Raw genomic sequence first — 24,205 nt, forward strand, 5'->3', positions numbered from 1 at the left:
GCCAGCTAAGCCCACCATACTCGTCAAGCCAAGGGCGTACTGAGCACGACAGGCTGTGGCCCAACCTGGCCACGGGCGGTATCGCCACGGCTCCGGGTCTGGGTCAGCCGTCCTCTGTGCAGGGACGTTGGGCGCCTGGTGCCCGGATCGGAGCGCGTTGGCGCGGAGTTGAGGGCCCAGCGCGGGGGGGCGGGGGGGGTGGCTTGGAGAAGAGCTAGTCGCATCGCCTCCTATCAGTTCTCATTGACTCATGGTTCTGTCAGCCGGCGATGGCCACGGCGCTGGCGAGGTGGTGCGGGGCGCGGAACGGCCGCCGGCGCCAGTTCGCCAGGTCGACGCCGCGGCCGCTGACCGAATGCACGGCCGCAGTTTCCAGCGCCTCGGCCTCGCTGGCCTCGGGCAGCAGGCCGGGCAGGCGCGAGGCCAGCAGGGTCTTGCCGCAGCCCGGCGGGCCGACCAGCAGCACGTGGTGGGCGCCCGCCGCGGCGATTTCCAGCGCCCGGCGGCCGCTGGCCTGGCCGCGCACGTCGGCCAGGTCGGGGTAGGCGGGGGCCGCGCCGGGCGTGGCGCTGCGCTCGACGGTGGGTAGCCCGCCCTCGCCGCGCAGGAAGGCCAGCACCTCGAGCAGGGTGCGCGCCGTGCGCGCCCGACAGCCCGAGGCCAGCGCCGCCTCGGGGCCGTTGGCCGCCGGCACGATCAGCGAGCGCTCCGCGGCCGCCGCCGCCAGCGCCGCCGGCAGCACGCCGTCCACGGCCTTGAGCTCGCCGGTCAGCGCCAACTCGCCCAGCAGTTCGCAGTCCGCCAGCGCCATCACCGGCAGCTGGCCGCTGGCGGCGAGGATGGCCAGCGCGATGGCCAGGTCGTAGCGGCCGCCTTCCTTGGGCAGGTCGGCGGGCGCCAGGTTCACCGTGATGCGGCGCTGCGGAAACTCGAGCTGCGAGTTGGCGATCGCCGCGCGCACGCGCTCGCGGCTCTCGCGCACCGCCGCCGCCGGCAGGCCCACCAGGGTGAAGTGGGGCAGCCCGCCGCCGAGGTGCACTTCGACCCGGACCGCAGGCGCGTGCACGCCGACCCGGGCGCGGCTGTGCGCCAGCGCCAGGTTCATGGGGGTGGAAAGCGGGTGGCGCTAGTTCTTGCTGGCGCCGGGCTCGGCCAGCTTCGCTTCGAGCACGGTGAGCGCGCGCTCCATCGCGTCGAGCTTCTCGCGCGTGCGCAGCAGCACCGCGCGCTGGACCTCGAACTCTTCGCGGGTCACGAGGTCGAGCTTGCCCAGGCCGGCCTGCAGCGTGGACTTGAAGTTCTGTTCGAGGTCGGCGCGCGCGTCCTTGAGGCCGGGCGGCACCAGGTCGCTGAGCTTGCGGGCGAGGTCGTCGAGGTTCTTGAGGTCGATCATGTCGGGGCTCCTGGGGACGTCCCCACGATGCGCCAGGCGCGGCGAAAAGGGCGTCGGGATAGCGCCGGGACGGGGGTCGGGGATTGCCGCGCGGCGGGGGCGGCCAATCACCACCCCGGGGCCGACTACTAGACCACGGGTGGCGGCGAGCAATCAATCCGGCGGCGGCGGGTGATGGTTCAGGTGTTCCCCCTTCCCCCTTCCCTCAGCGTCCGGAGGCAATCCCGTATGGTTTCCAAGCAGTTCCTGCGCCGGTTCGGCGTACCCATGCTCGTGCTTCCCGTGCCGGCCCTCGCGGCCCCCGTCGCCGCCAACCCCGGCGATACCGCCTGGATGATCGTCGCCACCCTGCTGGTCCTGCTGATGACCCTGCCGGGACTGGCCCTGTTCTACGCCGGCATGGTCCGGGCCAAGAACGTGCTCAGCGTGCTGATGCAGTGCTTCGCCATCACCGCCCTGGTCAGCGTGCTCTGGGTGGCCTACGGCTACAGCCTGGTGTTCGACACCACCGGCATGGAAGCCGGCGTCGTGAACCTGCACTCGTTCATCGGCGGCCTCGACCGGGCCTTCCTGGCCGGGCTGGGCGTGGACAGCCTGGTGATGACGGTGCCCGAGAGCGTCTTCATCACCTTCCAGATGACCTTCGCGGTAATCACGCCGGCCCTGATCGTGGGCGCCTTCGCCGAGCGCATGCGCTTCGGGCCGATGCTGGTGTTCATGGCGGCCTGGTTCACCCTGGTCTACGCGCCGATCGCGCACATGGTCTGGGGCGGCGACGGCGGCCTGATGTGGGACTGGGGCGTGCTCGACTTCGCCGGCGGCACCGTGGTGCACATCAACGCCGGCATCGCCGGCCTGGTGGCGGCGCTGGTGCTGGGCAAGCGCCGCGGCTACCCGACGGTGCCGATGGCGCCGCACAACCTGGGCTACACGGTGATTGGCGCCAGCCTGCTGTGGGTGGGCTGGTTCGGCTTCAACGCCGGCTCGGCGGTGGCGGCCAACGGCACCGCGGGCATGGCGATGCTGGTGACCCAGGTCGCTTCGGCGGCCGCGGCCCTGGCCTGGATGCTGGCCGAATGGGTGGTGCACAGGAAGCCGAGCGTGCTGGGCATCGTCTCGGGCGCGGTCTCGGGCCTGGTGGCGATCACCCCGGCCAGCGGCACGGCGGGCCCGATGGGCGCGCTGGCCATTGGCCTGGCGGCCGGCCTGGTCTGCTTCGTCTCGGCCACCAGCATCAAGCGCTGGCTGGGCTATGACGACTCGCTGGACGTGTTCGGCGTGCACGCGGTCGGCGGCATCGTCGGCGCGATCCTCACCGGCGTGTTCGCCGCCCCGGCCCTGGGCGGCTTCGGCACGGTCACCGACATCGGCGCCCAGGTCTGGATCCAGGCCAAGGGCGTCGGCTTCACCGTCATCTACACCGCGGTGGCCACGCTTGTCATACTCAAGGCCATCGAGTGGACGATGGGCCTGCGGGTCACCGAGGAAGCCGAAAGCGAAGGCCTCGACATCGCCCTGCACAACGAACGCGGCTACAACCTCTAAGGACCCGGGAGCTCACACATGAAAATGGTCATGGCCATCATCAAGCCCTTCAAGCTCGACGACGTCCGCGAGTCGCTCAGCGAAGTCGGCGTCACCGGCGTCACCGTCACCGAGGTCAAGGGCTTCGGCCGCCAGAAGGGCCACACCGAGCTCTACCGCGGCGCCGAGTACGTGGTCGACTTCCTGCCCAAGATCAAGCTCGAGGTCGCCGTCACCGACGACCAGGTCGAGCGCGTGGTCGAGGCGATCCAGTCGGCGGCCAACACCGGCAAGATCGGCGACGGCAAGATCTTCGTCTACGGCCTCGAACGCGTCATGCGCATCCGCACCGGCGAACTCGACGGCGACGCGCTCTGAACGGGGTTGGCAATTTTTAACGCGGATCAGAGCGGAAACGCCGGATAAAAGCGGATAAGGCTGGGAGTTTGTCCCTGGAAAACGAGTGGGCCCGCGACTCCATGGGAGGCGCGGGCCCATTTTTATTTTGATCTATCCGCTTTTATCCGGCGTTTCCGCTCTGATCCGCGTTCAATTCTTGTTCTTCAACCACCCAGCGCGCGCGCCACGAAGGGCGGGAGGACCAGGGCGGCCTGGTGGATGTCGGCCGTGTAGTACTGGGTGTCGAAGGGCTTGGCGGCGGCGTCGGCCTTGCGGAAGGCGGTGAGGTCGCGGGATTCCTTCGAGGCGATGGTGCAGCTCCAGTAGCCGGTCGGGTAGCAGGGCTGCGGGAAGGGCAGGGTGCGGAAGTCGACGAAGCCGGCGTCGGTCATGGCTTTGCGCATGTCCAGGATCAGCTGCATCAGGGCCAGCGGCGATTCGCTCTGCTGCACCAGCAGGCCGCCCGGGCGCAGGGCGCGCAGGCAGGTTTCGTAGAAGGCCTGGTTGAACAGACCCTCGGCCGGGCCAACCGGGTCGGTGGAATCGACGATGATCACGTCGATGGATCCGGGCGCGGCGTTCTTCATGTAGGCGATGCCGTCGTCGAACATCACCGTGGCGCGCGGATCGTTGTTGGACTCGCACAGCTCCGGGAAGTACTTCTCGGCCATGCGCGTCACCTGCTCGTCGATGTCGCACTGCACGGCGGTGCGCACGCCCGGGTGCTTGAGTACCTCGCGCAGGGTGCCGCAGTCGCCGCCGCCGATGATCACCACGTCCTTCGGATCGGCGTGGGTGTACAGCGGCGCGTGCGCCATCATCTCGTGGTAGAAGAAATTGTCGCGCGTGGTCACCATCATCGCGCCGTCGATGAGCATGACGTTGCCCCAGTCGGTGCTCTCGTACATCTCGATCTTCTGGAAGGGCGACTGCACCTCGTCGAGCTTGCGGACCATGCGCAGGCCGAAGGCCGAGCCGGTGTGGTCGAAGTTCTCGTGCAGCCACGTCGGGGAGGAGGAAGTCATGGTTTTTCCAGGCAGGTCGAAAGGCGAGGCGGCATTGTAGCGGATCGCGCTTTTCACCAAGGTTTCGCGCTCCCGGCCGCCGCCCGGCCCCGCCCGCATGAACCCGTCACCCCCGGGGGGTACAATGCGCGCCCAACCCGTTCCGGAAGCCGCGCCCATGCCCGCCTGGTCCCTCGACCGCGCCCGCCACACCTACTCCATTCCCTACTGGAGCGAGGGCTATTTCGACGTGGACGCCGCCGGCAACATGCGCGTCCTGCCGCGCGGCGCCGGTGGCCCCAGCCTCGACCTGCCGGCGATCGTGAACCAGGCCAGCGCCGACGGCCTGAAGCTGCCGCTGCTGCTGCGCTTCTCCGACATCCTCGGCAACCGCCTGGGCAAGCTGCAGGCCGCCTTCGGCCGGGCCATGGCCGAGCTCGACTACAAGGGCGGCTACACCGCCGTCTACCCGATCAAGGTGAACCAGCACCGCGGCGTCGCCGGCGAGCTGGCGGCGGTCGGCGGCGACGGCTTCGGCCTCGAGGCCGGCTCCAAGCCCGAGCTGATGGCCGTGCTGGGCCTGGCCAAGCCGGGCAGCCTGGTGATCTGCAACGGCTACAAGGATCGCGAGTTCATCCGCCTGGCCCTGATCGGCCGCAAGCTGGGCCTGGAGACCTTCATCGTCATCGAGAAGCCGAGCGAGCTGGCGATGGTGATCGAGGAAGCCAAGGCCCTGGGCGTGAAGCCCGGCCTGGGCGTGCGCATGCGCCTGGCCTCGCTGGGCGCCGGCAAGTGGCAGAACAGCGGCGGCGACAAGGCCAAGTTCGGCCTGTCGCCGCGCCAGGTGCTCGACCTCGTCGAGCGCCTGAAGGCCGCCGACCTGCTCGACGCCCTGCAGCTGCTGCACTTCCACATGGGCTCGCAGATCTCGAACGTGCGCGACATCGCCAATGGCATGCGCGAAGCGGTGCGCTACTTCGTCGAACTGACCAAGATGGGCCTGGGCATCCGCTACATGGATTCCGGCGGCGGCCTGGGCGTGGACTACGAGGGCACCCGCTCGCGCGGCTTCTGCTCGATGAACTACGGCCTGGACCAGTACGCGCACACCCTGCTGCAGCCGCTGGCGGAAGCCTGCGAAGAGCACGGCCTCACTCCGCCGAGGATGGTGACCGAGGCCGGCCGTGCCATGACCGCGCACCACGCGGTGATGGTGGTCAACGTGTCCGAAGTGGAGCAGGCGCCGGAAGGCGCGGTGCCGGCCGAGGGCGCGAACGAACCGGCCGTGGTGCGCCACCTGCGCGAGACCCACGCCGCGCTCGACCAGCGTCCGGCGCTCGAGCTCTACCACGAGGCCCAGCACCACCTCGCCGAAGGGCAGGCGCTGTACTCGCTCGGCCAGCTCACGCTCGAGCAGCGCGCCATGCTCGACGACCTGTTCTACGCCATCGCCCACGCCGTGCGTTCGCGCCTCACCGCCGAGGAGCGCAGCCACCGCGACACGCTCGACGAGCTCAACACGCGGCTGGTCGACAAGTACTTCGTCAACTTCTCGGTGTTCGAATCGATCCCCGACGTGTGGGCGATCGACCAGGTGTTCCCGATCGTGCCGATCGCGCGCCTGGACGAGGCGCCCGACCGTCGCGGCGTGATCGCCGACCTGACCTGCGACTCCGACGGCCGCATCGACACCTACGTCGAGTCCGAAGCGCTGGACTCGTCGCTGCCGCTGCATTCGCCGCGCGCGGGCGAAAGCTACCGGCTCGGCATCTTCATGGTCGGCGCCTACCAGGAGACCCTGGGCGACATCCACAACCTGTTCGGTGACACCGACACCGCCAACGTGGTGCTGGGTGCGGACGGCAGCTACACCGTCACCCGCCAGCGCAAGGGCGACACCACCGACGTGATGCTCGACTACGTGGGCTACGACCTGGCCGAACTGCGCGCCACCTACAAGCAGAAGGTGGACGCCGCCGGGCTGCCGCCGGCCGAAGCCGCGAAGCTGCTGGTGGACCTGGAGACCGGCCTGACCGGCTACACCTACCTGCACGAGGAGCACGCGTCGTGAGCGCCGGCTTCATCGGACTGGGCGCGATGGGCGCGCCGATGGCGGGCCATCTGGCCGCGCGCGGCCTGCTGGCGGTGGTCGACAACCGCACGCGCAGCAAGGCCGACGCCCTGGCGGCGCAGCTGGGCGTGCGCGCCGCGGCGACGCACGCCGACTTCGCCGGCTGCGATGTGGTCGCACTGTGCGTGAGCATGGACGCGGACGTGCTGCAGCAGGTCGAGGCGCTGGCCGCCGTGCTCAAGCCGGGCGCCGTGGTGGTGGATCACTCGACGGTGTCGGTGGATACGGCCAGGCGCGCGCAGGCGCTGCTGGCCGCGCGCGGCATCGGCTTCGTGGACGCGCCGGTCTCCGGCGGCGTCGAAGGCGCGCGCAACGGCAAGCTGTCGGTGATGGCCGGCGGCCGCGAGGACGACCTGGCCAAGGTCCGGCCGGTGCTCGAAGCCTACGCCGCCCGCATCACGCACATGGGCGGCACCGGCGCCGGCCAGGCCACCAAGGCCGTGAACCAGGTGCTGGTGGCCGGCATCAACGAGGCGGTGTGCGAAGGCCTGGCACTGGGCGAGTCGCTGGGCCTGGATCCGGAAAAGCTGCTGCCGACGCTGATGGCGGGCGCGGCCGGCAACTGGTTCCTGGAGAAGCGCGGCGCGACCATGCTGGCCAACCAGTTCACGCCCGGCTTCAAGTGCGGCCACCTGCTCAAGGACCTGCGCATCGTGCAGGGCATGGCCCGCGACGCCGGCCTGCGCGCCGCCGTGATCGAGCTGGCGTTGGCCGACTATTCCGAACTCGTGCAGCGCGGTGAAGCCGACGCCGACACCTCGGCCCTGATCCTCCTCAAGCGCGCCTGACGCCGGCAGGAGGGCCTTCAGGCCCGAAGCTTTTCGGCGAAGAGCTTCGGGCCTGAAGGCCCGCCTACAGGGAGCGCAGGGGCGGGGGTCGCGGGATCAGGGGGCGGCGAGCCAGTCGCGCGCGGCGGCTTCGTCGAGGAACAGGCGCAGGCCGTGGATGCCCAGGTTGCCGCACTGGATGGCGTAGAACTCGAAGTCGGCGCGGCTGGGCGAGTCCGGGTTGATCAGGATCGCGATCCGCAGCGCGTGGCCGAAGCCGCCGTCTTCGCCGCGGCGCGGCATGTCGAAGATCTCCGCCGCGCCCAGCCGCAGGCGGGTCAGGCGGTGGTCGATCAGGAAGCGGGCGCAGCCGTGGACGTGGCCGGCCACCATGGCGTCGCGGGTGAGCTGGCGCAGCTGGTCCCGGTCCGCATCGCCGAGGCCGTCGGTGGTGACGCGTACCAGCTTGTCCTGCGGCAGGTAGTCGACGGTCCACTGCATGCCAGCGCGCGCTCCGTCCCCGCCGCTATTGTGCGCGGATCGCCACGGCGTCGATGCCGTGGCTGCCCAGCGCCTGCTTGGCGCGGGCCAGGCTGCCGGCGTTCGGGTAGGGGCCCAGCCGCACGCGGTAGATCGTGCCGCCGTCGATCTGCGCCGATTCCACCCGCGCCACTTCGCCGGTCAGGGCGATGCGGGCCTTGAGCGCCTCGGCATCCGCCGACGAGCGGAAGGCGCCCGCCTGGATCAGGTAGCGCACGCTGTCGACGTTGGCGGGGACCGCGGCGTCGGCGGGGCGGCTGGCTTCGGCCTGGGCCTGGGCGTTGAGCTCGGCGTCCGGGATCACGAATTCCTTGTCGCGCAGCACGTCGAAGAACTCGTACTTGGGCTTGCTGGGAACGGCCGCGGGCTTCTGCGCCACCGGCTCTTCGTCGGTCGTGGCCGGGGCGCGCGCCTCGGGGTTGGGGCGCGGCAGGGTGCTGTCGGGCAGCTCCCACTGGCCGCGCAGCAGCATCACCGCCACCACCAGCGCGCCCAGCAGCAGGCCGACCAGCAGCCACACCCAGCCCGGGGTGCCGCCGCCGCCGTTGCGGCGCGCCTGTTTCTTCGGGGCTCGTCGCGCCATCACATGCTCTCCGGCGCGGACACGCCCAGCAGCGCCAGGCCGTTGGCCAGCACCTGCTGGGTCGCCTTGCACAGGCCCAGGCGGGCGTTGCGAAGCTCTTCATCGGCCACCAGGATCGGCTGGCCGTTGTAGAAGCCGTGGAAGGCCGCGGCCAGCTCGCGCAGGTAGTTCGCCAGCACCTGCGGCGCGCGGTTGTCGGCGGCCGACTCCAGCACCTCCGGGTAGCGCATCAGCTCGTCCAGCAGGGCGTCTTCCTGCGGCTGCACCAGGCGCTGGCGCGCGGCCTCGGCGGCGCTGCGGTTGTAGGACATGCCCTTCTCGCCGAGCTGGCGGAAGACGCTGGCGACGCGGGCGTGCGCGTACTGGATGTAATAGACCGGGTTCTCGTTCGAGCGGCTCTTGGCCAGGTCGAGGTCGAAGTCCAGGTGCTGGTCGTTGCCGCGCATGACGTAGAAGAACCGCGCTGCGTCCGTGCCGACTTCCTCGCGCAGCTCGCGCAGGGTGACGAAGCTGCCGGCGCGGGTGGACATCTGCACGCGCTCGCCGCCGCGGAACAGGATGGCGAACTGCACCAGCTGGATCTCGATCTTGCCCGGGTCCAGGCCCAGGCCCTGCGCCGCGGCCTTCAGGCGCGCGATGTAGCCGTGGTGGTCGGCGCCGAAGATGTAGAGCGCGCGCTCGAAGCCGCGCTCGAACTTGCTCAGCAGGTAGCCCAGGTCCGAGGCGAAATAGGTGGTGACGCCGTTCTCGCGCACGACCACGCGGTCCTTGTCGTCGCCGAAGGCGGTGGCGCGGAACCACACGGCGCCCTGGTCCTCGAACAGATGGCCGTTCGCGCGCAGGGTGTCGATGGCGCGCTGCACGTAGCCGTCGGTGGCCAGGGAGCGTTCGGAGAAGAAGTTGTCGTGCACCACGCCGAAGCCGGCGAGGTCGTCGCGGATGTCGCCCAGGCACCAGTTCAGGCCCGCCTCGAACACGCTGCGGTAGCCGGCGTCGCCGAGCAGCTGCTTGGCGCGGGCGATCAGCGCGTCGACGTGGGTTTCCTTGTCGCCGCCCTGGCCTTCGTCGGCCGGCAGGCCGTCGGTGATCTCGATGGCGCTGCGGCGCAGGGCGTCGCCCGCCTTCGCGCGCAGGCCGCGGGCGATGTCGATGACGTAGTCGCCCTTGTAGCCGTTGTCCGGGAAGCGGACGTTGATGCCGCCCAGCTCGTGGTAGCGCAGCCACACCGACACCGCCAGGATGTCCATCTGCCGGCCGGCATCGTTGACGTAATACTCGCGCTGGACCTTGTGGCCGACCGCATCGAGCAGGTTGGCGACCGAGGCGCCGTAGGCCGCGCCGCGGCCGTGGCCGACGTGCAGCGGACCGTTCGGGTTGGCCGAGACGAATTCGACCGTCACCGAGCCGCGGCTGCCGGTGGGCTGGCGGCCGTAGTCCTTGCCCAGCTCGAACACGCGGCGGATGGTGCCCAGGCGGCAGCCGCGCGCCAGCGTGAAGTTGATGAAGCCGGGGCCGGCGATGCTGACCTTCTCGACGTGCTGCGAGGCGGGCAGGGTGTTGACCAGCAGCTCGGCCAGCTCGCGCGGCTTCATGCCGGCCGGCTTGGCCAGCAGCAGGGCGATGTTGCTGGCGTAGTCGCCGTGCTCGCGCGACTTGGTCCGCTCGATCACGAAGTCGGGGGTCGCCAGGTCCTGGGACAGGCGGCCGTGACGCCGCAGGTCCAGCAGGGACTGCGCCACGAGTTCGCGAATATGGTCTTTCACCGGCTTGGATTCCGCTTGGGGGAACTGCCTATTCTAGCCCGGACCGGCGCGCCCGCTGTCATGCCCTCGTCACCCGGCCCGTGGAAAATCAAGGGGTCACGACTCTCCGAACGTGATCTTCTCGATTATTCGGCCCGGTGCGCGCACCGGGGTCCGGGGCAAGGGCCGACCCCTGGTCGGCCTTCTTTTTGCCTGTCGTTCAGCCGCCTTCCTCGGCCGACAGGGCGGCGAAGGCCTCCAGCACGGCCTGCCCGCTGGCCGGGGGCTGGTCCTCGAAGCGGGCCAGCAGCCGCTCGCCGACCCGCCGCACCCCGGGGCCGTTGGCGGCCTTGGTGGCCCCGAACACGCGCTCCCCCTCGCGGGAGCAGAAGCGGTGCAGCTCGAAGAAATAGTGGGTCTGGCCCCGGCTGAGGAAGCCCAGGCAGGTCGGGCCGCTGCCGGCCTTCGCCAGCGACCGTCCGGCCCGGCGCTCGCGCTCGCGGCACAGGCGCATCGCGCTGTCGGCCAGGTAGTGGAAGGCCTCGCCGACGTTGGCGGTGTCCAGGTCGGCGGCCAGCCGGGCCAGGCGCTCGCCGCGGCGGGCGGCCGGCTCGGCGCTCCATTCGGGCCGGTCGCCGTCGAGCCAGATGCCCAGGCTGCGGGCCAGCGAGCCGCCGGCGGCGGTGGCCAGCTCCTCCCCGTCGGGATGGGGCAGCGGCCGCGGGTCGAAGGTGCTGCCGGCGATCATCAGCTCGAGCGCGAGGTGCTGGTCGCGGTCGGCGACCGGATCGAAGCCGCAGGCCGCGAGGATGCGGAAGGTCTCGGCGATGCTGGACGCCTCGTTGCCGCCGATCGGCCCCGGCACGTCGAAGGGTTCGCGCTGGCGCAGGTCGTGGCAGGCCGCGAACACCAGCAGGGCCAGCGCGTCCGCGGCGGGCACGCCCTCCGCGCCCAGCACGTCCAGCACGCGCCCGAGCCGGCGTTCGGCCAGCTCCATGACGTGGTCTTCGTTGTGGTAGTCGTGCGGATCGGTGCCGAAGGCGCCGTGGCGCAGGCCCAAGCGGGCCAGGCCCAGCAGCGTCGCGTCGAGATGGCGGGCATCGCCGGCGCCGTTGGTGATCCGCGCCACCATGGCCTCGAGCCGCGGCGCGATGTCGGGCCGATGCGAGGCCAGCAGCCGGCGGGCCGCCGCGACGTCGGGGAGCGCCTGCTCGATCGCGTCGGGGCCGTAGAGATTGGAGTAACCGAGGATCACGCCGGCAGCGGCTCCCGTGTGCGGCGGCTGCCGCTCAGCCGAGTATACGCAGCGCCGGGGCGGGACCAGCCACGCCGGCGGGGCCTTCACAGCGCCCCCAGCCGCGCCATCGAACAGGGCGCGCCGTCGCCGATGATGAAGTGGTCCAGCACCCGCACCTCGACCAGGGCGAGGGCCTGCTTGAGCCGGGCGGTGACGGCGCGGTCGGCGGCGCTGGGCTCGGGGCTGCCGCTGGGGTGGTTGTGGCCCAGGATCACCGCCGCGGCATGGTGCGCCAGGCAGCGCTGGACGACTTCCCGCGGGTGCACCTCGGCGCCGTCGAGCGTGCCCCGGAACAGTTCCTCGAAGGCGATGACCCGATGCCGGGTGTCGAGGAACAGGCAGGCGAAGACCTCGTAGGGCAGGGCCCGCAGCCGGTGCGCGAGGTAGTCGCCGGCGCGCCCGGGCTCGGTGAGCGCCTCGCCCCGGGCCAGGCCCTGGCCCAGGTGCCGGGTGGCCAGCTCCAGCGCCCCGGCGAGGGCGCTGGCGCGGGCCGGCCCCAGGCCCGGCAGCCGCGCCAGCGCCGGCGGCGGCAGGTCGAGCAGGGCGCGCAGGTTGCCGGCCCCGGACAGCAGCTGCCGGCCCAGGTCGACCGCGCTGAGCCCGCGCGTGCCCGAGCCGAGGAAGACCGCCAGCAGTTCGGCGTCCGACAGCCGGGCGGCGCCCAGGGCCAGCAGCTTCTCGCGCGGTCGTTCGCCTTCGGGCCAGTCGTGGATGTGCATGGCCACAGCATCGCCGCCGGGGCGCGCGCCGGGGGTCGGGCGGGCCGGGCCCTTCGGGTAAGCTAGGTGTGTTCACACGGGTAGGGAAATCCAAGGTGGCCGGACTCGACGGGCAACGCATCCTGCTGGGCGTCAGCGGCGGCATCGCCGCCTACAAGTCGGCGGAGCTGCTGCGCCGGCTGCAGGACGCCGGCGCCGAGGTGCGCGTGGTGATGACCGCCTCGGCCCTGCATTTCGTCGGCGCCACCACCTTCCAGGCGCTGTCGCGGTTCCCGGTGCGCAGCTCGCTGTGGGACGCCGAGGCCGAGGCCGCGATGAGCCACATCGAGCTGGCCCGCTGGGCCACCCGCATCCTCATCGCCCCGGCCACCGCCAACGTCGTGGCGAAGCTGGCCCAGGGCCGCGCCAACGACCTGCTCAGCACGCTGTGCCTGGCCTCCGAGGCGCCGGTGCGGCTGGCCCCGGCGATGAACCGGGTGATGTGGGCGCACCCCGCGACCCGCGCCAACGTCGCCACGCTGCAGGCCCGCGGCGTCACCTTCATCGGCCCGGGCGAGGGCGACCAGGCCTGCGGCGAAACCGGCGCCGGCCGTTTGCTCGAGCCGCACCAGATCGTCGAAGCGATGCTGGCCGACTGCGCGCCGCCGCGCCTGGCCGGTCGCCGGGTGCTGGTCAGCGCCGGGCCGACCTTCGAGGACATCGATCCGGTGCGCTTCATCGGCAACCGCAGCTCCGGGAAGATGGGCTTCGCGGTCGCCGCCGCGGCCCGGGCGCTGGGGGCCGACGTCACCCTGGTGGCCGGCCCGGTGTCGCTGCCGACGCCGCCCGGCGTGCGCCGCATCGACGTGCGCCGCGCCGCCCAGATGCGCGAGGCCATCCTGTCCGAACTGCCCGGCCACGACGTGTACCTGGGCGCCGCCGCCGTGGCCGACTACGCGCCGGCCGAAACCCTGCCGCAGAAGATCAAGAAATCCGGCGAGACCCTGCGCATCGACCTGGTGCGCACCGCCGACATCCTGGCCGAGGTGGCGGCGCATCCGGCGCGTCCGCGCCTGGTGGTCGGCTTCGCCGCCGAAACCCAGGACATGGAGGACTACGCCCGCGGCAAGCTGCTGCGCAAGGGCCTGGACCTGATCGCCGCCAACGACGTGGCGCGCGCCGGCCAGGGCTTCGAGTCCGACGACAACGCGCTCAGCGTGTTCTGGCGCGACGGCCGCCACGACATCGCCCACGGCCCCAAGCCGCGGGTGGCGCGCGACCTGCTGGCCCTCGTGGCCGACCACCTGGAGGCCAGGGCGTGAACGCCGAGATCGAATTCAAGCGGCTCGACCCCCGGCTGGGCGAGGAATTCCCGCTGCCCGCCTACGCCACCGCGCTGTCGGCCGGCCTGGACCTGCGGGCCATGACCGACCAGCCGATCGAACTGGCGCCGGGCGAGGCCCAGCTGGTGCCGACCGGCCTGGCGATCCACATCGGCGACCCCGGCCTGTGCGCCGTGATCCTTCCGCGCTCGGGCCTGGGGCACAAGCAGGGCCTGGTGATGGGCAACCTGGTCGGCCTGATCGACGCCGACTACCAGGGGCCGTTGATGGTCAGCCTCTGGAATCGCGGGCGGTTTCCCATCACCATCACGCCGGGGGATCGCGTTGCCCAGCTGGTATTCCTGCCCGTGGCCCGGGCGGTGTTCCGGCAGGTCGATGAATTCGAACGCAGTGAACGCGGTGAAGGTGGCTTTGGCCACACCGGCGTGCGCTGAACGGGCCGGCCGACGCCGGACCCGTCACCAGGGGGAAGCATGAAATTGCCTGATCTGAAATCGCTCCCGAAGGCCGGCGCCCTGCCGCTGGCCGCGGGCCTGTTGCTGCTCATCGCCGCCTGGTTCGGCTGGCAGGGCTGGCAGGCCTCGTCGGCCGAAGCCAAGACCTACCAGATGGACCAGGTGCGTGCGTCCAGCGCGGTCGGCGTCCGCCAGGCCGTGCAGGCCGCCACCGACCGGCTCGAGGGCAGCCGCTCGCGCATCGCCCTGGTCACCGCGCTCAAGCGCGACGAAGACCAGGCCGCGAAGGACATCGTGCTGGACGGCTGGAGCGGCGTCGAGGCGGTGGAGTGGCACGCGCCGGACCTGGACGCGGCCTACGCCGATCCCAATGCCTTCGGCTTCGGCAAGCTGGGCGTGCTGGAACAGGCGCTGCAGGACAACACGACCCGCGCCGCCATCGTCAAGGACGCCGGCGGTCCCCGCCTGGCCGTGGCCGCGCCGGTGCTCGACAACGGCCGGGTGCTGACCCTGGCCTACGTCCGCCTGCCGATGGATGCCGTGACCGGCCCGCTCACCAGCGCGGACGTCGACGGCGGCTACCTCGCCATCCGCCAGGGCCGCCACACGCTGTTCGAAACCGGCGACGTCGCCCTGGCGGGCGCCGCCGAAGTCGGCGCGGTCCGCATCGATGGCACCGCGCTGCGCGTGGTCGCCGCGGCGCCGGTGGTCGAGCTGGGCCTGGGCGCCTTCGCCAATTACCTGCTGGCCTTGCTGTCGGTGCTGGTCGCGGTGTCGCTGCTGCTGATGCCGCGCCTGAAGGGCCTGCGCATCGCCCGCCAGGGCGAGGGCGGTGCCGTCGCCGACGCCACGCCCACCCTGGCCGAGCTGCAGCAAAGCGGCCAGCTGGAAGCCGAAGCCGAGGCCGCACGGGCCGCGGTCGCCGCGAAGGCGACCAAGCCGCCGCCGATGGCCCAGGCGCCGCGCGCGACGCTCGACCGGAGCATCTTCCGCGCGTACGACATCCGCGGCGTCGTCGGCAAGACGCTCGACGCCGAGACCGCGCGCCTGATCGGCCACGCCATCGGTACCGAAATGCACCGCCAGGACGCGCGCAGCGTGGTCGTGGGCCGCGACGGCCGGCTGTCGTCGCCGGAGATGGCGAACGCGCTGATCGAGGGCCTGCGCCTGGCCGGCCGCGAGGTCATCGACATCGGCGACGCGCCGACGCCGCTGGTTTACTTCGGCGCCTACCACCTGCGCGCCGGCTCCTGCGTGTCGGTCACCGGCAGCCACAATCCGCCCGACTACAACGGCTTCAAGATCGTCATCGACGGCGAGACGCTGGCCGGCGACGCCATCCAGAAGCTGTACGAGCGCATCGCCGAGAACGACCTGTACGTGGCCGACGCACCCGGCCTCGTCAGCCGCCGCGACATCGTGCAGGACTACATCGACCGGGTCGCCGGCGACATCCAGATCGAGCGCAAGCTGCGCGTGGTCGTGGACTGCGGCAGCGGCATCGCCGGCCTGGTGGCGCCGCGCCTGCTCGAGGCCATCGGCGCCGACGTCGAGCCGCTTTACTGCGAGGTCGACGGCACCTTCCCGCACCACCATCCCGACCCCAGCGACCCGGCGAACCTGCAGGACCTGGTGCGCGTGGTCCAGCGCGTCGGCGCCGACATCGGCCTGGCCTTCGACGGCGACGGCGACCGGCTCGGCGTGGTGACCCAGTCCGGCGAGATGATCTACCCGGACCGCCTGCTGATGCTGTTCGCGGCCGACGTGCTGGAGCGCAACCCGGGCGCCTGCATCATCTACGACGTCAAGTGCACCGGCCACCTGCCGATGCACATCCTGCGCCACGGCGGCAGCCCGCTGATGTGGAAGACCGGGCATTCGCTGATCAAGGCCAAGATGCGCGAGACCGAGGCCGAGCTGGCCGGCGAGATGAGCGGCCACTTCTTCTTCCGCGAGCGCTGGTACGGCTTCGACGACGGCATCTACGCGGCCGCGCGCCTGCTCGAGATCCTCTCCACCCGGGGCGAGACGCCGCAGGAAGTGTTCGACACCCTGCCCAAGGGCGTGTCGACGCCGGAGCTGAAGATCCACGTCGAGGAAGGCCAGCAGTACGTCTTCATCGAGAAGTTCGTCGCCGCGGCGAAGTTCGAGGGCGCGCGCATCGCCACCATCGACGGCGTCCGCGCCGACTGGTCCGATGGCTGGGGCCTGGTGCGGGCGTCGAACACGACGCCGGTGCTGGTGCTGCGCTTCGACGCCAAGGACAGCGAGGCGCTGGAGCGGATCAAGCAGGCCTTCCGCGAGCAGCTGCTGGCGGTGGACCCGGGGCTGGCGCTGCCCTTCTGAGGATCAGCCGGTCGGCGGCGTCGCTTCGGCGGCGTCGCCCGCGGCCGGGGCGGCGCCCTTGAGCTCGCGGAAGCGCTCGACCAGGCGCAGCAGCTCGGCGTCCAGTTCCACCAGTTCGCCCTGCTTGAGCACCAGCATCTGCTGCTGGCGCACCATTTCGTCGTGCAGGCCGCGGATGCCCTGGGCCTGCCGCGCGGGCACGGCCTTGCCGGCCAGCTCGCTCTCGGCGGCCTCGGCCAGCATGCTCGACAGGCTGGCGCGCTGGCTGGCGATGCCGGCCTCGATGGCCTCCAGCGTCTGCTTGAGCAGGTCGATGCGGTTGGTGAACGAGTGCCGGAGCTCCTCTTCGTTCTGGAACGAGGCGATCATGGCGGCCTCGGTCTTGCGGGCCTGTTCGGCTTCCTTGTCGGCGATCGCCTGCAGGCGGTCGGCCTCGGCCTTGGCGACGCGCTCCTCGGCGGTGAGGGCGCGGTCGACCTGGGCCGTGGTGGAGCCGCTGGCGGCGTTGAATTCGGTGCGCGCCTGGTCCACCGCTTCCGGCGGCAGGGCGTCGGAGAACTGCACCTTGCCGTCCTTGTCGACCCAGCGGTAGAGCTTCTTCTGCGCCGCCTGCGCCTGGGCATCGGACACGCCGGATGCCAGCAGGGCCGCGACGACGGCGAGGCTGAGCAAGGCACGATTCATGGGCGGACTCCGGTCATTCAGCTTGGCTGCCATAGCGGGCACGATACGCCACCAGGGCGGGCTTGTGCGCGGCGATCTCCGGCCGTTCGTCGGCGTGCGACAGCAGGTCGTCGAGTCCGGCGATGGCGTGCACGGGGAGGCCGAACTCGGCCGTCACTTCCTGCGCCGCGGAGCGGTGGCCGGCCTGGCCGCGCTCCTGGCGGTCGAGCGCGATCAGCACGCCGCAGGGCTCGCCGCCGGCCTCGCGGATGAGCTGGATCGATTCGCGGATCGCGGTGCCGGCGGTGATCACGTCGTCGACCACCAGCACCCGGCCGCGCACCGGCGCGCCGATCAGCCGGCCGCCCTCGCCGTGGGCCTTGGCTTCCTTGCGGTTGAAGGCCACCGGCAGGTCGCGGCCGCGGCGGGCCAGCGCCACCGCCAGCGTGGTCGCCAGCGGGATGCCCTTGTAGGCCGGGCCGAACAGCATGTCGAACTGCAGGCCCGAGGCCTCGAGCGCATCGGCGTAGCACTCGCCCAGCGTGGCCAGCGCGCCGCCGGAATCGAACAGGCCGGCGTTGAAGAAGTAGGGGCTGGTGCGGCCGGATTTGAGGCTGAACTCGCCGAAGCGCAGCACCTGGCGCGCCAGGGCGAGGTCGAGGAAGCGGCTCTGGTGGGGATTCACGCCGGTCGTCCGTGCAGGGAAAGGGTGATTGTGCAACAGCCGCGGCCCCGGCGGCACCGCCGCCGCGGGGTTTTCGGCTACGCTTCCGCATCCCCGCCGACCGCGTCCCGCCTTCCGTGAAAATCGTCAGTTTCAACGCCAACGGGCTGCGCTCGGCCGCCAGCAAGGGTTTCTTCGAGTGGCTGCCCGGCCTGGACGCCGACATCGTCTGCATCCAGGAAACCAAGGCGCAGGAGCACCAGCTGCGGGTGCCCGAGCTGCTGCCGCCCGGCTACGAGGCCTGGTTCCGCGACGCGACCACGAAGAAGGGCTACAGCGGCGTCGGCATCTACACCCGGCGCGCGCCCGACGAGGTGCTGACCGGGCTGGGCTGGGATGCCTTCGACGAGGAAGGGCGCTACCTGGAGGCACGCTTCGGCAACCTCAGCGTGGTGTCGCTGTACTTCCCGTCCGGCTCGTCGGGCGACGAGCGCCAGGGCTTCAAGTTCCGCTGCATGGAATGGTTCCTGCCCATCCTGGACCAGTGGCTGGCAAGTGGCCGTGACTACGTCATTTGCGGTGACTGGAACATCGTCCACACGGCCCGGGACATCAAGAACTGGAAGTCCAACCAGAAGAACTCCGGCTGCCTGCCCGAGGAGCGGGCCTGGCTGGACACGCTGTTCCACGCGCGCGGCTGGGTCGACAGCTACCGCCACCTGCATCCGGAAGGCGAGGACTACACCTGGTGGAGCCAGCGCGGCGCCGCCCGCGCCAAGGACGTGGGCTGGCGCATCGACTACCAGGTCGTCTCGCCCTCGCTGCGCGACCGACTGCGCAGCTGCCGCATCTACCCGGAGCCGAAGTTCAGCGACCACGCGCCTTACCTGGTGGAGTACGCATGAGCACGGCGTCATGGCGCGACGCGCTGCCGGCGGGACTGCGGCCTTACGTCCAGCGTGAGCCGGCCGCCGCGTTCTGCCTCGGCGTCTCCTCGGGCTTCCCCTACGCCATGCTCGCGGCGACGCTGACCACGCGGCTGGCGCAGGACGGCATCGACAAGAAGTCGGTCACGGCCTTCTCGCTGGCCTTCCTGGTCTACAACCTGAAGTTCCTGTGGGCGCCCCTGGTCGACGGCCTGCGCCTGCCCGTGATCGGTCGCCTGGGCCAGCGGGTGTCCTGGCTGCTGTTCGCGGGTGCCGGCGTCATGGCCGCGGTGGCGTGGTTGGGCTGGCTGGATCCGAAGGCGGACCTGGCGCTGTTCGCGATGGCCGCGGTGACGGTGGGCGTGGCGGGCGCGACCTACGACATCGTCATCGACGCGTACCGCATCGAGATCTTGAAGCCGGAGCAGCTCGGCGTCGGCTCGGGCATGTCGCAGTACGGATGGCGCATCGGATCGGTGGCGGCCGGCGCACTGGCGCTCTACGTGGCAACCCGGGGCGGCTGGACCGCGGCCTACGTGCTCTGCGCGCTGTTCGCGCTGCCGGCGATGCTGACCGGCCTGGTCATGGGCGAACCCGCGCGCCACGTCGTGGTCGCCCGGCACCGTGGCCTGCGCCAGGCCTGGGAGGCGGTGGCCGGTCCGCTGTCGGAATTCCTGCGCCGGCGTGGCGCCTTCTTGGTGCTGCTGTTCGTGCTGCTGCACAAGATCGGCGACACCCTGGCCAACCTGACGGTGAGGCTGCTGCTCAACGACCTCGGCTTCAGCAACGAGGAGATCGCCACCTGGGACGTGGGCCTGGGCTTCTTCGCGTACCTTGCAGGCATCTTCATCGGCGGCGTCCTTTACGCGCAGTGGGGCATGAAGCGCTCGGTGCTGGTGGCGCTGGTGCTGATGGCCGTTTCCAACCTCAGCTTCGCGTGGCTGGCGGCGGTGGGGCATTCGAATGCCCTGCTCGGCTTCACCATCGGCTTCGAGAACATCGCCAGCGGTATCGGCGGCGTGGTCGTGGTGGCCTACCTGTCGGCGCTGTGCAACCTGGCCTTCACCGCCACCCAGTTCGCCCTGCTCAGCGCGGCGGCCAGCGTGGTCGGGCGCATCATCACCGGCACCACCGCGGGCTCGCTGATCGAGTCGCTGGGCTACGTGCAGTTCTACCTGCTCACCACGCTGGTGGCGCTGCCGGGCGTGCTGCTCTACCTCTTCATGCTGCGCGCCGGACTGATCGAACAGTCGCTCGGTGACGCCGGTTATCCGGGCGCCGGCAAGGACGCTCCGGGCTGAACGCCGCCCGGGCGCCGGGACGCCGGGTCTTGCAGTCCCCGGCCGTGGCCGTATGCTGGGCGTCCCCCCGAGGATCGAGGCCATGGCCGACTTCCTGTTGCGCGACATCGATGAGCGGGTAGCCGAGCGCATCAAGGAGATGGCGCGCCAGAAGGGCTGGCCGCTCAATGACGTCATCCTGTTGCTGCTCAAGCAGGCGCTCGGCCTGGTCGATCCGGAGCCCGCGCCCATCCCGGGCGACATCGCCCGCCTCACGGGCGCCTGGAGCGACGACGAGGCCCGCGCCTTCGAGGAGGCCATGTCGGCCATGACCAGCCTCCCGGACGACGCGCCGGCCTACCTGGTCGAAGACGCCCGCCGCAAGAAGGAAGCCGGCGGCGGCTGATCAGGCCGGGTGGATCGCGCCCAGCACGCGGGCGCCGCGCGCGCCGGTCACCGCGGGCAGGTTGCCGGGGCGGCCGGCCAGGGTTTCACGGGCCAGCCAGGCGAAGCCCGCCGCTTCGATGAAATCAGGGTCCAGGCCCAGCGCCGCGGTGCTTTCGACCGCCACGCCCGGCAGGTGGTCGGCCAGCCGCGCCATCAGCAGCGGGTTGTGCACGCCGCCGCCGCAGACCAGCAGGCGCCGGCAGTCGGCGGCCTGCGCCCGCAGCGCGTCGGCGACCGTGACCGCGCTCAGTTCGCACAGCGTGGCCTGGACGTCGGCGGGCGATTCGTCGCGCAGCCGCGCGGCCACCCAGTCGAGCTGGAACTGGTCGCGGCCGGTGCTCTTGGGCGGCGGCATGGCGAACCAGGGCTCGTCCAGCAGTCGCGCCAGCAGGGCCGCGTCCACCCGGCCGGCGCGCGCGAAGGCGCCGCCGCGGTCGTAGCGTTCGCCGCGATGGCGCAGGCACCAGGCGTCCATCAGGCCATTGGCCGGGCCGGTGTCGAAGCCGCGCACCGGGCCCTGCCGCGGCAGCAGCGTCAGGTTGGCGATGCCGCCGAGGTTGAGCACGGCGCGGTCCTCGCCGGGCGAGGACAGCACGGCGGCGTGGAAGGCCGGCATCAGCGGCGCGCCCTGGCCGCCGGCGGCGACGTCGCGACGGCGGAAGTCGGCGACGGTGGTGATGCCGGTCGTTTCGGCGATCACGCTGGCGTCGCCGAGCTGCTGGGTGAAGGGCGATTCGCCGCGCGGATCATGGCGCAGCGTCTGGCCGTGCGAACCGATCGCGCGCACGTCGGCCGCGGCGACGCCGGCGTCGTCCAGCGCCTGCCGCGCGACCGCGGCGAACATCCGGCCCAGCCGGGTGTCGAGCCGGCCGATGTCGTCCAGCGCCAACTGCGCGCTGGCCTGCGACCAGCGCAGCACGTCCGCCTGCAGGTCGGCCGGGTAGGGGTAGGTGCGCGCGAACACGATCCGCGGCGAAGGCTCGAACGCCACCAGCGCGGCATCGATGCCGTCGACGCTGGTGCCGGAGATCAGGCCAAGAAAAAGCCCGCCGGGCGCGCCGGCGGGCGGAGTGGGGTCGGAAGTGCGCGGCGCGGCCGCCATCGGCTCAGCGTGCGGCGAGGCGCACGCCCTCCACGCGCTTGAGCTGCGCCAGCGCCGGCGCGGTGGCGGCGCGGAACGCCACCATTTCGCTGCCGGCCAGCGGCTCGGGCTTGGGCATGGTCACGGTGAGCGGGTCGCGGTGCACGCCGTTGACGCGGAATTCGTAGTGCAGGTGCGGGCCGCTGGCCAGGCCGGTGGCGCCGACATAACCGATGGTCGTGCCCTGCTGCACGCGCGAGCCGACCTTGTACTTGCCTAGCCGCGACATGTGCCCGTACAGCGTGGTGTGGCCCTTGCCGTGGTCGATGATGATGGTGCGGCCGTAGCCGTTCTGCCAGCCGGCGAAGCTGATGCGGCCGTCGCCAGCGGCCATGATCGGCGTGCCGGTGACGGCGGCGTAGTCGACGCCCTTGTGCGCACGCACGGTGCCCAGCACCGGGTGCTTGCGGCGCGGGTTGAAGCGCGAGCTGATGCGGGCGAACTCGATCGGCATGCGCATGAAGCTCTTCTTCAGCGGGCGGCCGCTGAGGTCGAAGTATTCCTGCTTGCCGTTGCGCTCGAAGCGCACCGCGGTGAATTCCTTGCCGCGGTTGAGGAAGCTGGCGGCGACGATGCCGCCGCTGCGCAGGCGCTCGCCGTCGCGCCAGATCTCTTCGTACACGACCTGGAAGCGATCGCCGTCGCGCAGGTCCTGGGTGAAGTCGATGTCGTACGAGAACACGTTGGCCATCTGGTTGATGGCGGCGTTGCTCAGGCCGGCCTTGGCGCCGGCGGCGTACAGCGAGCTGGTGATCTCGCCGCTGGCGACCATCGTGCGGCGCTCGAGCGGGCGCTCGATGACGTTCTCGGTGATGCGGTCGCCGGCGACGGCCAGCTCGACGCGGGCGGCTTCGTCACGCTCGAAGGCCAGGCCGCGCAGGGCGCCGTCGTCGGTCAGGTCGAAGGCGAGCTCGTCGCCCGCGCGCAGCCGGGTGAGGTTCTTGGCGCTGGGCGATTCGAGCACGCGGTACATCACGGTCGCCGGCACGCCCACCTGCTGGAAGATCTCGCCCAGCGTCTGGCCGTCCTGCACGGTCACCGTCTGCCAGGCGGGGCCGTGCGCGGCATGCGCGGTGCCGGCCTTGCCAGCCAGGGGCGGCAGCGGCAGGCTCAGCGTGGTGAGGTTCTCCTGCGGAACGGGTTCGCGCATGGCGTTCGCGAAACCGGGGATGATGGTGAGCACGAGCGTGCCCAGCGAGGCGCAGAGGCCGGCCAACATCCAGTGTTCGCGCGACCAGCGGGCGAGGGGGGAGGGCTTGTGTTGCAAAGGGGCGTTCCCCGCTCGGTACAGGAGTCGGGCTACGATAACCAGCACGAAATAGCGCCGTCAAACCCTTGTCGCATCTGGATTTTTTGCACTCCACGCTTTAACTTTCTATTAACTTCCTATTAACGCTGCGGCCCTGGCGGCCAGCCCTGAACACAAGCGCGACCCCATTCATGTCCGATCTCCAGCACGCCCTAGACATCATCGGCCGCGGGGCCGAGGAAATCCTCAAGCCCGAAGAGCTGGCCGCCCGCCTGAAGCTGGGCCGGCCGCTGCGGGTCAAGGCCGGTTTCGACCCGACCGCCCCCGACCTGCACATCGGCCATACCGTGCTGCTCAACAAGATGCGGCAGTTCCAGGACCTGGGGCACCAGGTCATCTTCCTGATCGGCGACTTCACCGGGATGATCGGCGACCCCACCGGCAAGAACGCCACCCGCAAGCCGCTGACCCGCGAGGACGTGCTGGCCAACGCCCAGACCTATGCCGACCAGGTCTTCAAGGTGCTGGACAAGTCGCGCACCGAGGTCCGCTTCAACTCCGAGTGGTTCGGCCAGATGTCGGCCGCCGACATGATCCGCCTGGCGGCGCAGCACACCGTGGCGCGCATGCTCGAGCGCGACGATTTCGCCAAGCGCTATGCGGCGCAGCAGCCGATCGCGATCCATGAATTCCTGTATCCGCTGGTGCAGGGCTACGATTCGGTCGCGCTCAAGGCCGACGTCGAGCTCGGCGGCACCGACCAGAAGTTCAACCTGCTTATGGGCCGCGGCCTGCAGGAAAGCCACGGGCAGGCGCCGCAGATCGTGCTGACCATGCCGCTGCTCGAGGGCCTGGACGGCGTCAACAAGATGTCCAAGTCGCTGGGCAACTCCATCGGCATCAACGAGCCGGCGATCGACATCGTCACCAAGGCCATGAAGGTCGGCGACGACCTGATGTGGCGCTGGTACGAGCTGCTCAGCTTCGATACCTCGCTGGCCGCGCTGGCGCGCATGAAGCAGGACGTCGCCTCGGGCGCGCTCAATCCGCGCGACGCCAAGCTGCAGCTGGCGCGCGAACTGGCGGCGCGTTTCCACGGCGTCCAGGCCGCCGAAACCGCCGTGGCGGGCTGGCACGCCGTGGTCCGCGGCGAGGGCGACACCTCGCTGCTGCCGCAGGCCGAGATCGCCGTGCCGGCCGAGGGGCTGCGCATCGCCGCCCTGCTGGTGGCGGCGGGCCTGGCGGCCAGCAATTCCGAGGCGTCCCGCAAGCTCAAGGAGCGGGCCGTGAAGATCGATGCCGAGGTGTTCGAGGATCCGCAGCGCCTGTTCGGGGTCGGATTCGAGGGCGTGCTGCAGGTCGGCAAGCGCAATTTCGCCCGGGTGAAGCTGGTCGGGGCCTGACCAGGCCCCGGGAAACGCGGTGTTTTTGCCATTTCGCACGGACCCCCTTCCCAAGTCGTTCGCCATCCCCTATTCTTCGCGGCCCTTCACCGCCCCGGTCATCCGGATCGGGACGGGGGGGCGGAAAAAAGGTCGGTTGAGGGTATTGACGGCCTTGGAAACTGCTCTATAATGTGCGGCTCCCTTGAGCGAAACGCCTTGGGACGCGGC

22 protein-coding genes and 1 pseudogene are annotated in these 24,205 nt (G+C 71.0%); 11 read left to right on the plus strand and 12 right to left on the minus strand.

From position 1 onward, the window contains the following. Positions 1-262: 262 nt before the first annotated feature. Positions 263-1,105: pseudogene (locus tag VFQ84_RS07585) on the minus strand (magnesium chelatase domain-containing protein); the annotation flags it as partial. 21 nt (positions 1,106-1,126) lie between these two features. Beyond that, complete coding sequence (ubiK, locus tag VFQ84_RS07590) at positions 1,127-1,393, minus strand: ubiquinone biosynthesis accessory factor UbiK (protein WP_034212166.1); 267 nt, start codon at positions 1,391-1,393, stop codon at positions 1,127-1,129. Positions 1,394-1,660: 267 nt separating this feature from the next. On the opposite strand from ubiK, the gene VFQ84_RS07595 reads away from it, so the two are divergent. Further along, complete coding sequence (locus VFQ84_RS07595; protein ID WP_325130839.1) at positions 1,661-2,938, plus strand: ammonium transporter; 1,278 nt, start codon at positions 1,661-1,663, stop codon at positions 2,936-2,938. An 18-nt stretch (positions 2,939-2,956) separates the two neighbouring features. Next, positions 2,957-3,295, plus strand: a complete 339-nt coding sequence (locus VFQ84_RS07600; protein ID WP_290889854.1) for a P-II family nitrogen regulator — start codon at positions 2,957-2,959, stop codon at positions 3,293-3,295. Between the two features lie 185 nt (positions 3,296-3,480). On the opposite strand, the gene speE is transcribed toward VFQ84_RS07600, so the two are convergent. Continuing rightward, the gene (speE, locus tag VFQ84_RS07605; RefSeq protein ID WP_325130843.1) at positions 3,481-4,341 is read right to left on the minus strand and encodes a polyamine aminopropyltransferase; all 861 of its coding nucleotides are present in this window, start codon (positions 4,339-4,341) and stop codon (positions 3,481-3,483) included. Between the two features lie 157 nt (positions 4,342-4,498). Here speE and speA point away from each other — a divergent pair, with 157 nt between their 5' ends. Both speA and VFQ84_RS07615 read left to right on the plus strand, forming a co-directional pair. Beyond that, entirely contained in the window at positions 4,499-6,391 is a 1,893-nt protein-coding gene (gene speA, locus VFQ84_RS07610; protein ID WP_325130845.1) for an arginine decarboxylase, read from the plus strand. Then, complete coding sequence (locus VFQ84_RS07615; protein ID WP_325130847.1) at positions 6,388-7,239, plus strand: NAD(P)-dependent oxidoreductase; 852 nt, start codon at positions 6,388-6,390, stop codon at positions 7,237-7,239. Before speA ends, VFQ84_RS07615 begins: the two co-directional genes overlap by 4 nt. Positions 7,240-7,335: 96 nt before the next feature. On the opposite strand, the gene VFQ84_RS07620 is transcribed toward VFQ84_RS07615, so the two are convergent. From VFQ84_RS07620 to radC, 5 genes are all read right to left on the minus strand, one after another. After that, entirely contained in the window at positions 7,336-7,719 is a 384-nt protein-coding gene (locus tag VFQ84_RS07620) for a hypothetical protein (protein ID WP_325130849.1), read from the minus strand. Between the two features lie 25 nt (positions 7,720-7,744). Continuing rightward, positions 7,745-8,341 carry an SPOR domain-containing protein gene (locus tag VFQ84_RS07625; protein ID WP_325130851.1) on the minus strand — a complete coding sequence of 199 codons (597 nt, stop codon included), beginning with the start codon at positions 8,339-8,341 and terminating at the stop codon, positions 7,745-7,747. Beyond that, entirely contained in the window at positions 8,341-10,104 is a 1,764-nt protein-coding gene (gene argS, locus VFQ84_RS07630; RefSeq protein WP_325130853.1) for an arginine--tRNA ligase, read from the minus strand. The genes VFQ84_RS07625 and argS overlap by 1 nt, the downstream gene beginning before the upstream one ends. A 199-nt stretch (positions 10,105-10,303) precedes the next feature. Then, complete coding sequence (locus VFQ84_RS07635) at positions 10,304-11,338, minus strand: hypothetical protein (RefSeq protein WP_325130855.1); 1,035 nt, start codon at positions 11,336-11,338, stop codon at positions 10,304-10,306. A gap of 86 nt (positions 11,339-11,424) precedes the next feature. Continuing rightward, positions 11,425-12,099, minus strand: coding sequence for a RadC family protein (gene radC, locus VFQ84_RS07640; RefSeq protein ID WP_325130857.1), 675 nt, complete (start codon positions 12,097-12,099; stop codon positions 11,425-11,427). Positions 12,100-12,167: 68 nt separating this feature from the next. On the opposite strand from radC, the gene coaBC reads away from it, so the two are divergent. From coaBC to VFQ84_RS07655, 3 genes are read left to right on the plus strand one after another with little or no spacing between them, the layout of a single operon-like run. Then, on the plus strand, positions 12,168-13,400 hold the full coding sequence (gene coaBC, locus VFQ84_RS07645; RefSeq protein WP_325130859.1) for a bifunctional phosphopantothenoylcysteine decarboxylase/phosphopantothenate--cysteine ligase CoaBC: 1,233 nt from the start codon (positions 12,168-12,170) through the stop codon (positions 13,398-13,400). Continuing rightward, positions 13,397-13,855 (plus strand): dUTP diphosphatase, encoded by a 459-nt coding sequence (dut, locus tag VFQ84_RS07650; RefSeq protein ID WP_325130861.1) that lies wholly within the window; start codon positions 13,397-13,399, stop codon positions 13,853-13,855. Before coaBC ends, dut begins: the two co-directional genes overlap by 4 nt. Positions 13,856-13,894: 39 nt before the next feature. Further along, a complete protein-coding gene (locus VFQ84_RS07655) occupies positions 13,895-16,222 on the plus strand; it encodes a phosphomannomutase/phosphoglucomutase (protein ID WP_325130863.1) in 2,328 nt (775 codons plus the stop codon). Between the two features lie 3 nt (positions 16,223-16,225). Here the strand turns inward: VFQ84_RS07655 and VFQ84_RS07660 are convergent, their stop codons facing one another. After that, positions 16,226-16,906 carry a DUF4124 domain-containing protein gene (locus VFQ84_RS07660; protein WP_325130865.1) on the minus strand — a complete coding sequence of 227 codons (681 nt, stop codon included), beginning with the start codon at positions 16,904-16,906 and terminating at the stop codon, positions 16,226-16,228. A gap of 13 nt (positions 16,907-16,919) precedes the next feature. Further along, positions 16,920-17,570 carry an orotate phosphoribosyltransferase gene (pyrE, locus tag VFQ84_RS07665; protein ID WP_325130867.1) on the minus strand — a complete coding sequence of 217 codons (651 nt, stop codon included), beginning with the start codon at positions 17,568-17,570 and terminating at the stop codon, positions 16,920-16,922. 116 nt (positions 17,571-17,686) lie between these two features. Between pyrE and VFQ84_RS07670 the strand changes: the two genes are divergently transcribed. The 3 genes from VFQ84_RS07670 to VFQ84_RS07680 all read left to right on the plus strand — a co-directional run bounded on the left by VFQ84_RS07670 (position 17,687) and on the right by VFQ84_RS07680 (position 20,161). After that, complete coding sequence (locus tag VFQ84_RS07670) at positions 17,687-18,454, plus strand: exodeoxyribonuclease III (RefSeq protein WP_325130869.1); 768 nt, start codon at positions 17,687-17,689, stop codon at positions 18,452-18,454. Continuing rightward, on the plus strand, positions 18,451-19,776 hold the full coding sequence (locus VFQ84_RS07675) for an AmpG family muropeptide MFS transporter (RefSeq protein ID WP_325130871.1): 1,326 nt from the start codon (positions 18,451-18,453) through the stop codon (positions 19,774-19,776). Before VFQ84_RS07670 ends, VFQ84_RS07675 begins: the two co-directional genes overlap by 4 nt. Before the next feature lie 82 nt (positions 19,777-19,858). Further along, a complete protein-coding gene (locus VFQ84_RS07680; RefSeq protein WP_325130873.1) occupies positions 19,859-20,161 on the plus strand; it encodes a hypothetical protein in 303 nt (100 codons plus the stop codon). On the opposite strand, the gene VFQ84_RS07685 is transcribed toward VFQ84_RS07680, so the two are convergent. Together VFQ84_RS07685 and VFQ84_RS07690 are read right to left on the minus strand one after the other, a co-directional pair. Beyond that, on the minus strand, positions 20,162-21,304 hold the full coding sequence (locus tag VFQ84_RS07685; RefSeq protein WP_325130875.1) for an anhydro-N-acetylmuramic acid kinase: 1,143 nt from the start codon (positions 21,302-21,304) through the stop codon (positions 20,162-20,164). A gap of 4 nt (positions 21,305-21,308) precedes the next feature. Then, complete coding sequence (locus tag VFQ84_RS07690; RefSeq protein WP_325130877.1) at positions 21,309-22,562, minus strand: peptidoglycan DD-metalloendopeptidase family protein; 1,254 nt, start codon at positions 22,560-22,562, stop codon at positions 21,309-21,311. A gap of 221 nt (positions 22,563-22,783) precedes the next feature. Here VFQ84_RS07690 and tyrS point away from each other — a divergent pair, with 221 nt between their 5' ends. Beyond that, positions 22,784-23,995 (plus strand): tyrosine--tRNA ligase, encoded by a 1,212-nt coding sequence (gene tyrS, locus VFQ84_RS07695; protein ID WP_325130879.1) that lies wholly within the window; start codon positions 22,784-22,786, stop codon positions 23,993-23,995. Positions 23,996-24,205: the final 210 nt, after the last annotated feature.

The sequence above is a fragment of the Arenimonas sp. genome (assembly GCF_035721105.1).
Taxonomy (GTDB): domain Bacteria; phylum Pseudomonadota; class Gammaproteobacteria; order Xanthomonadales; family Xanthomonadaceae; genus Arenimonas.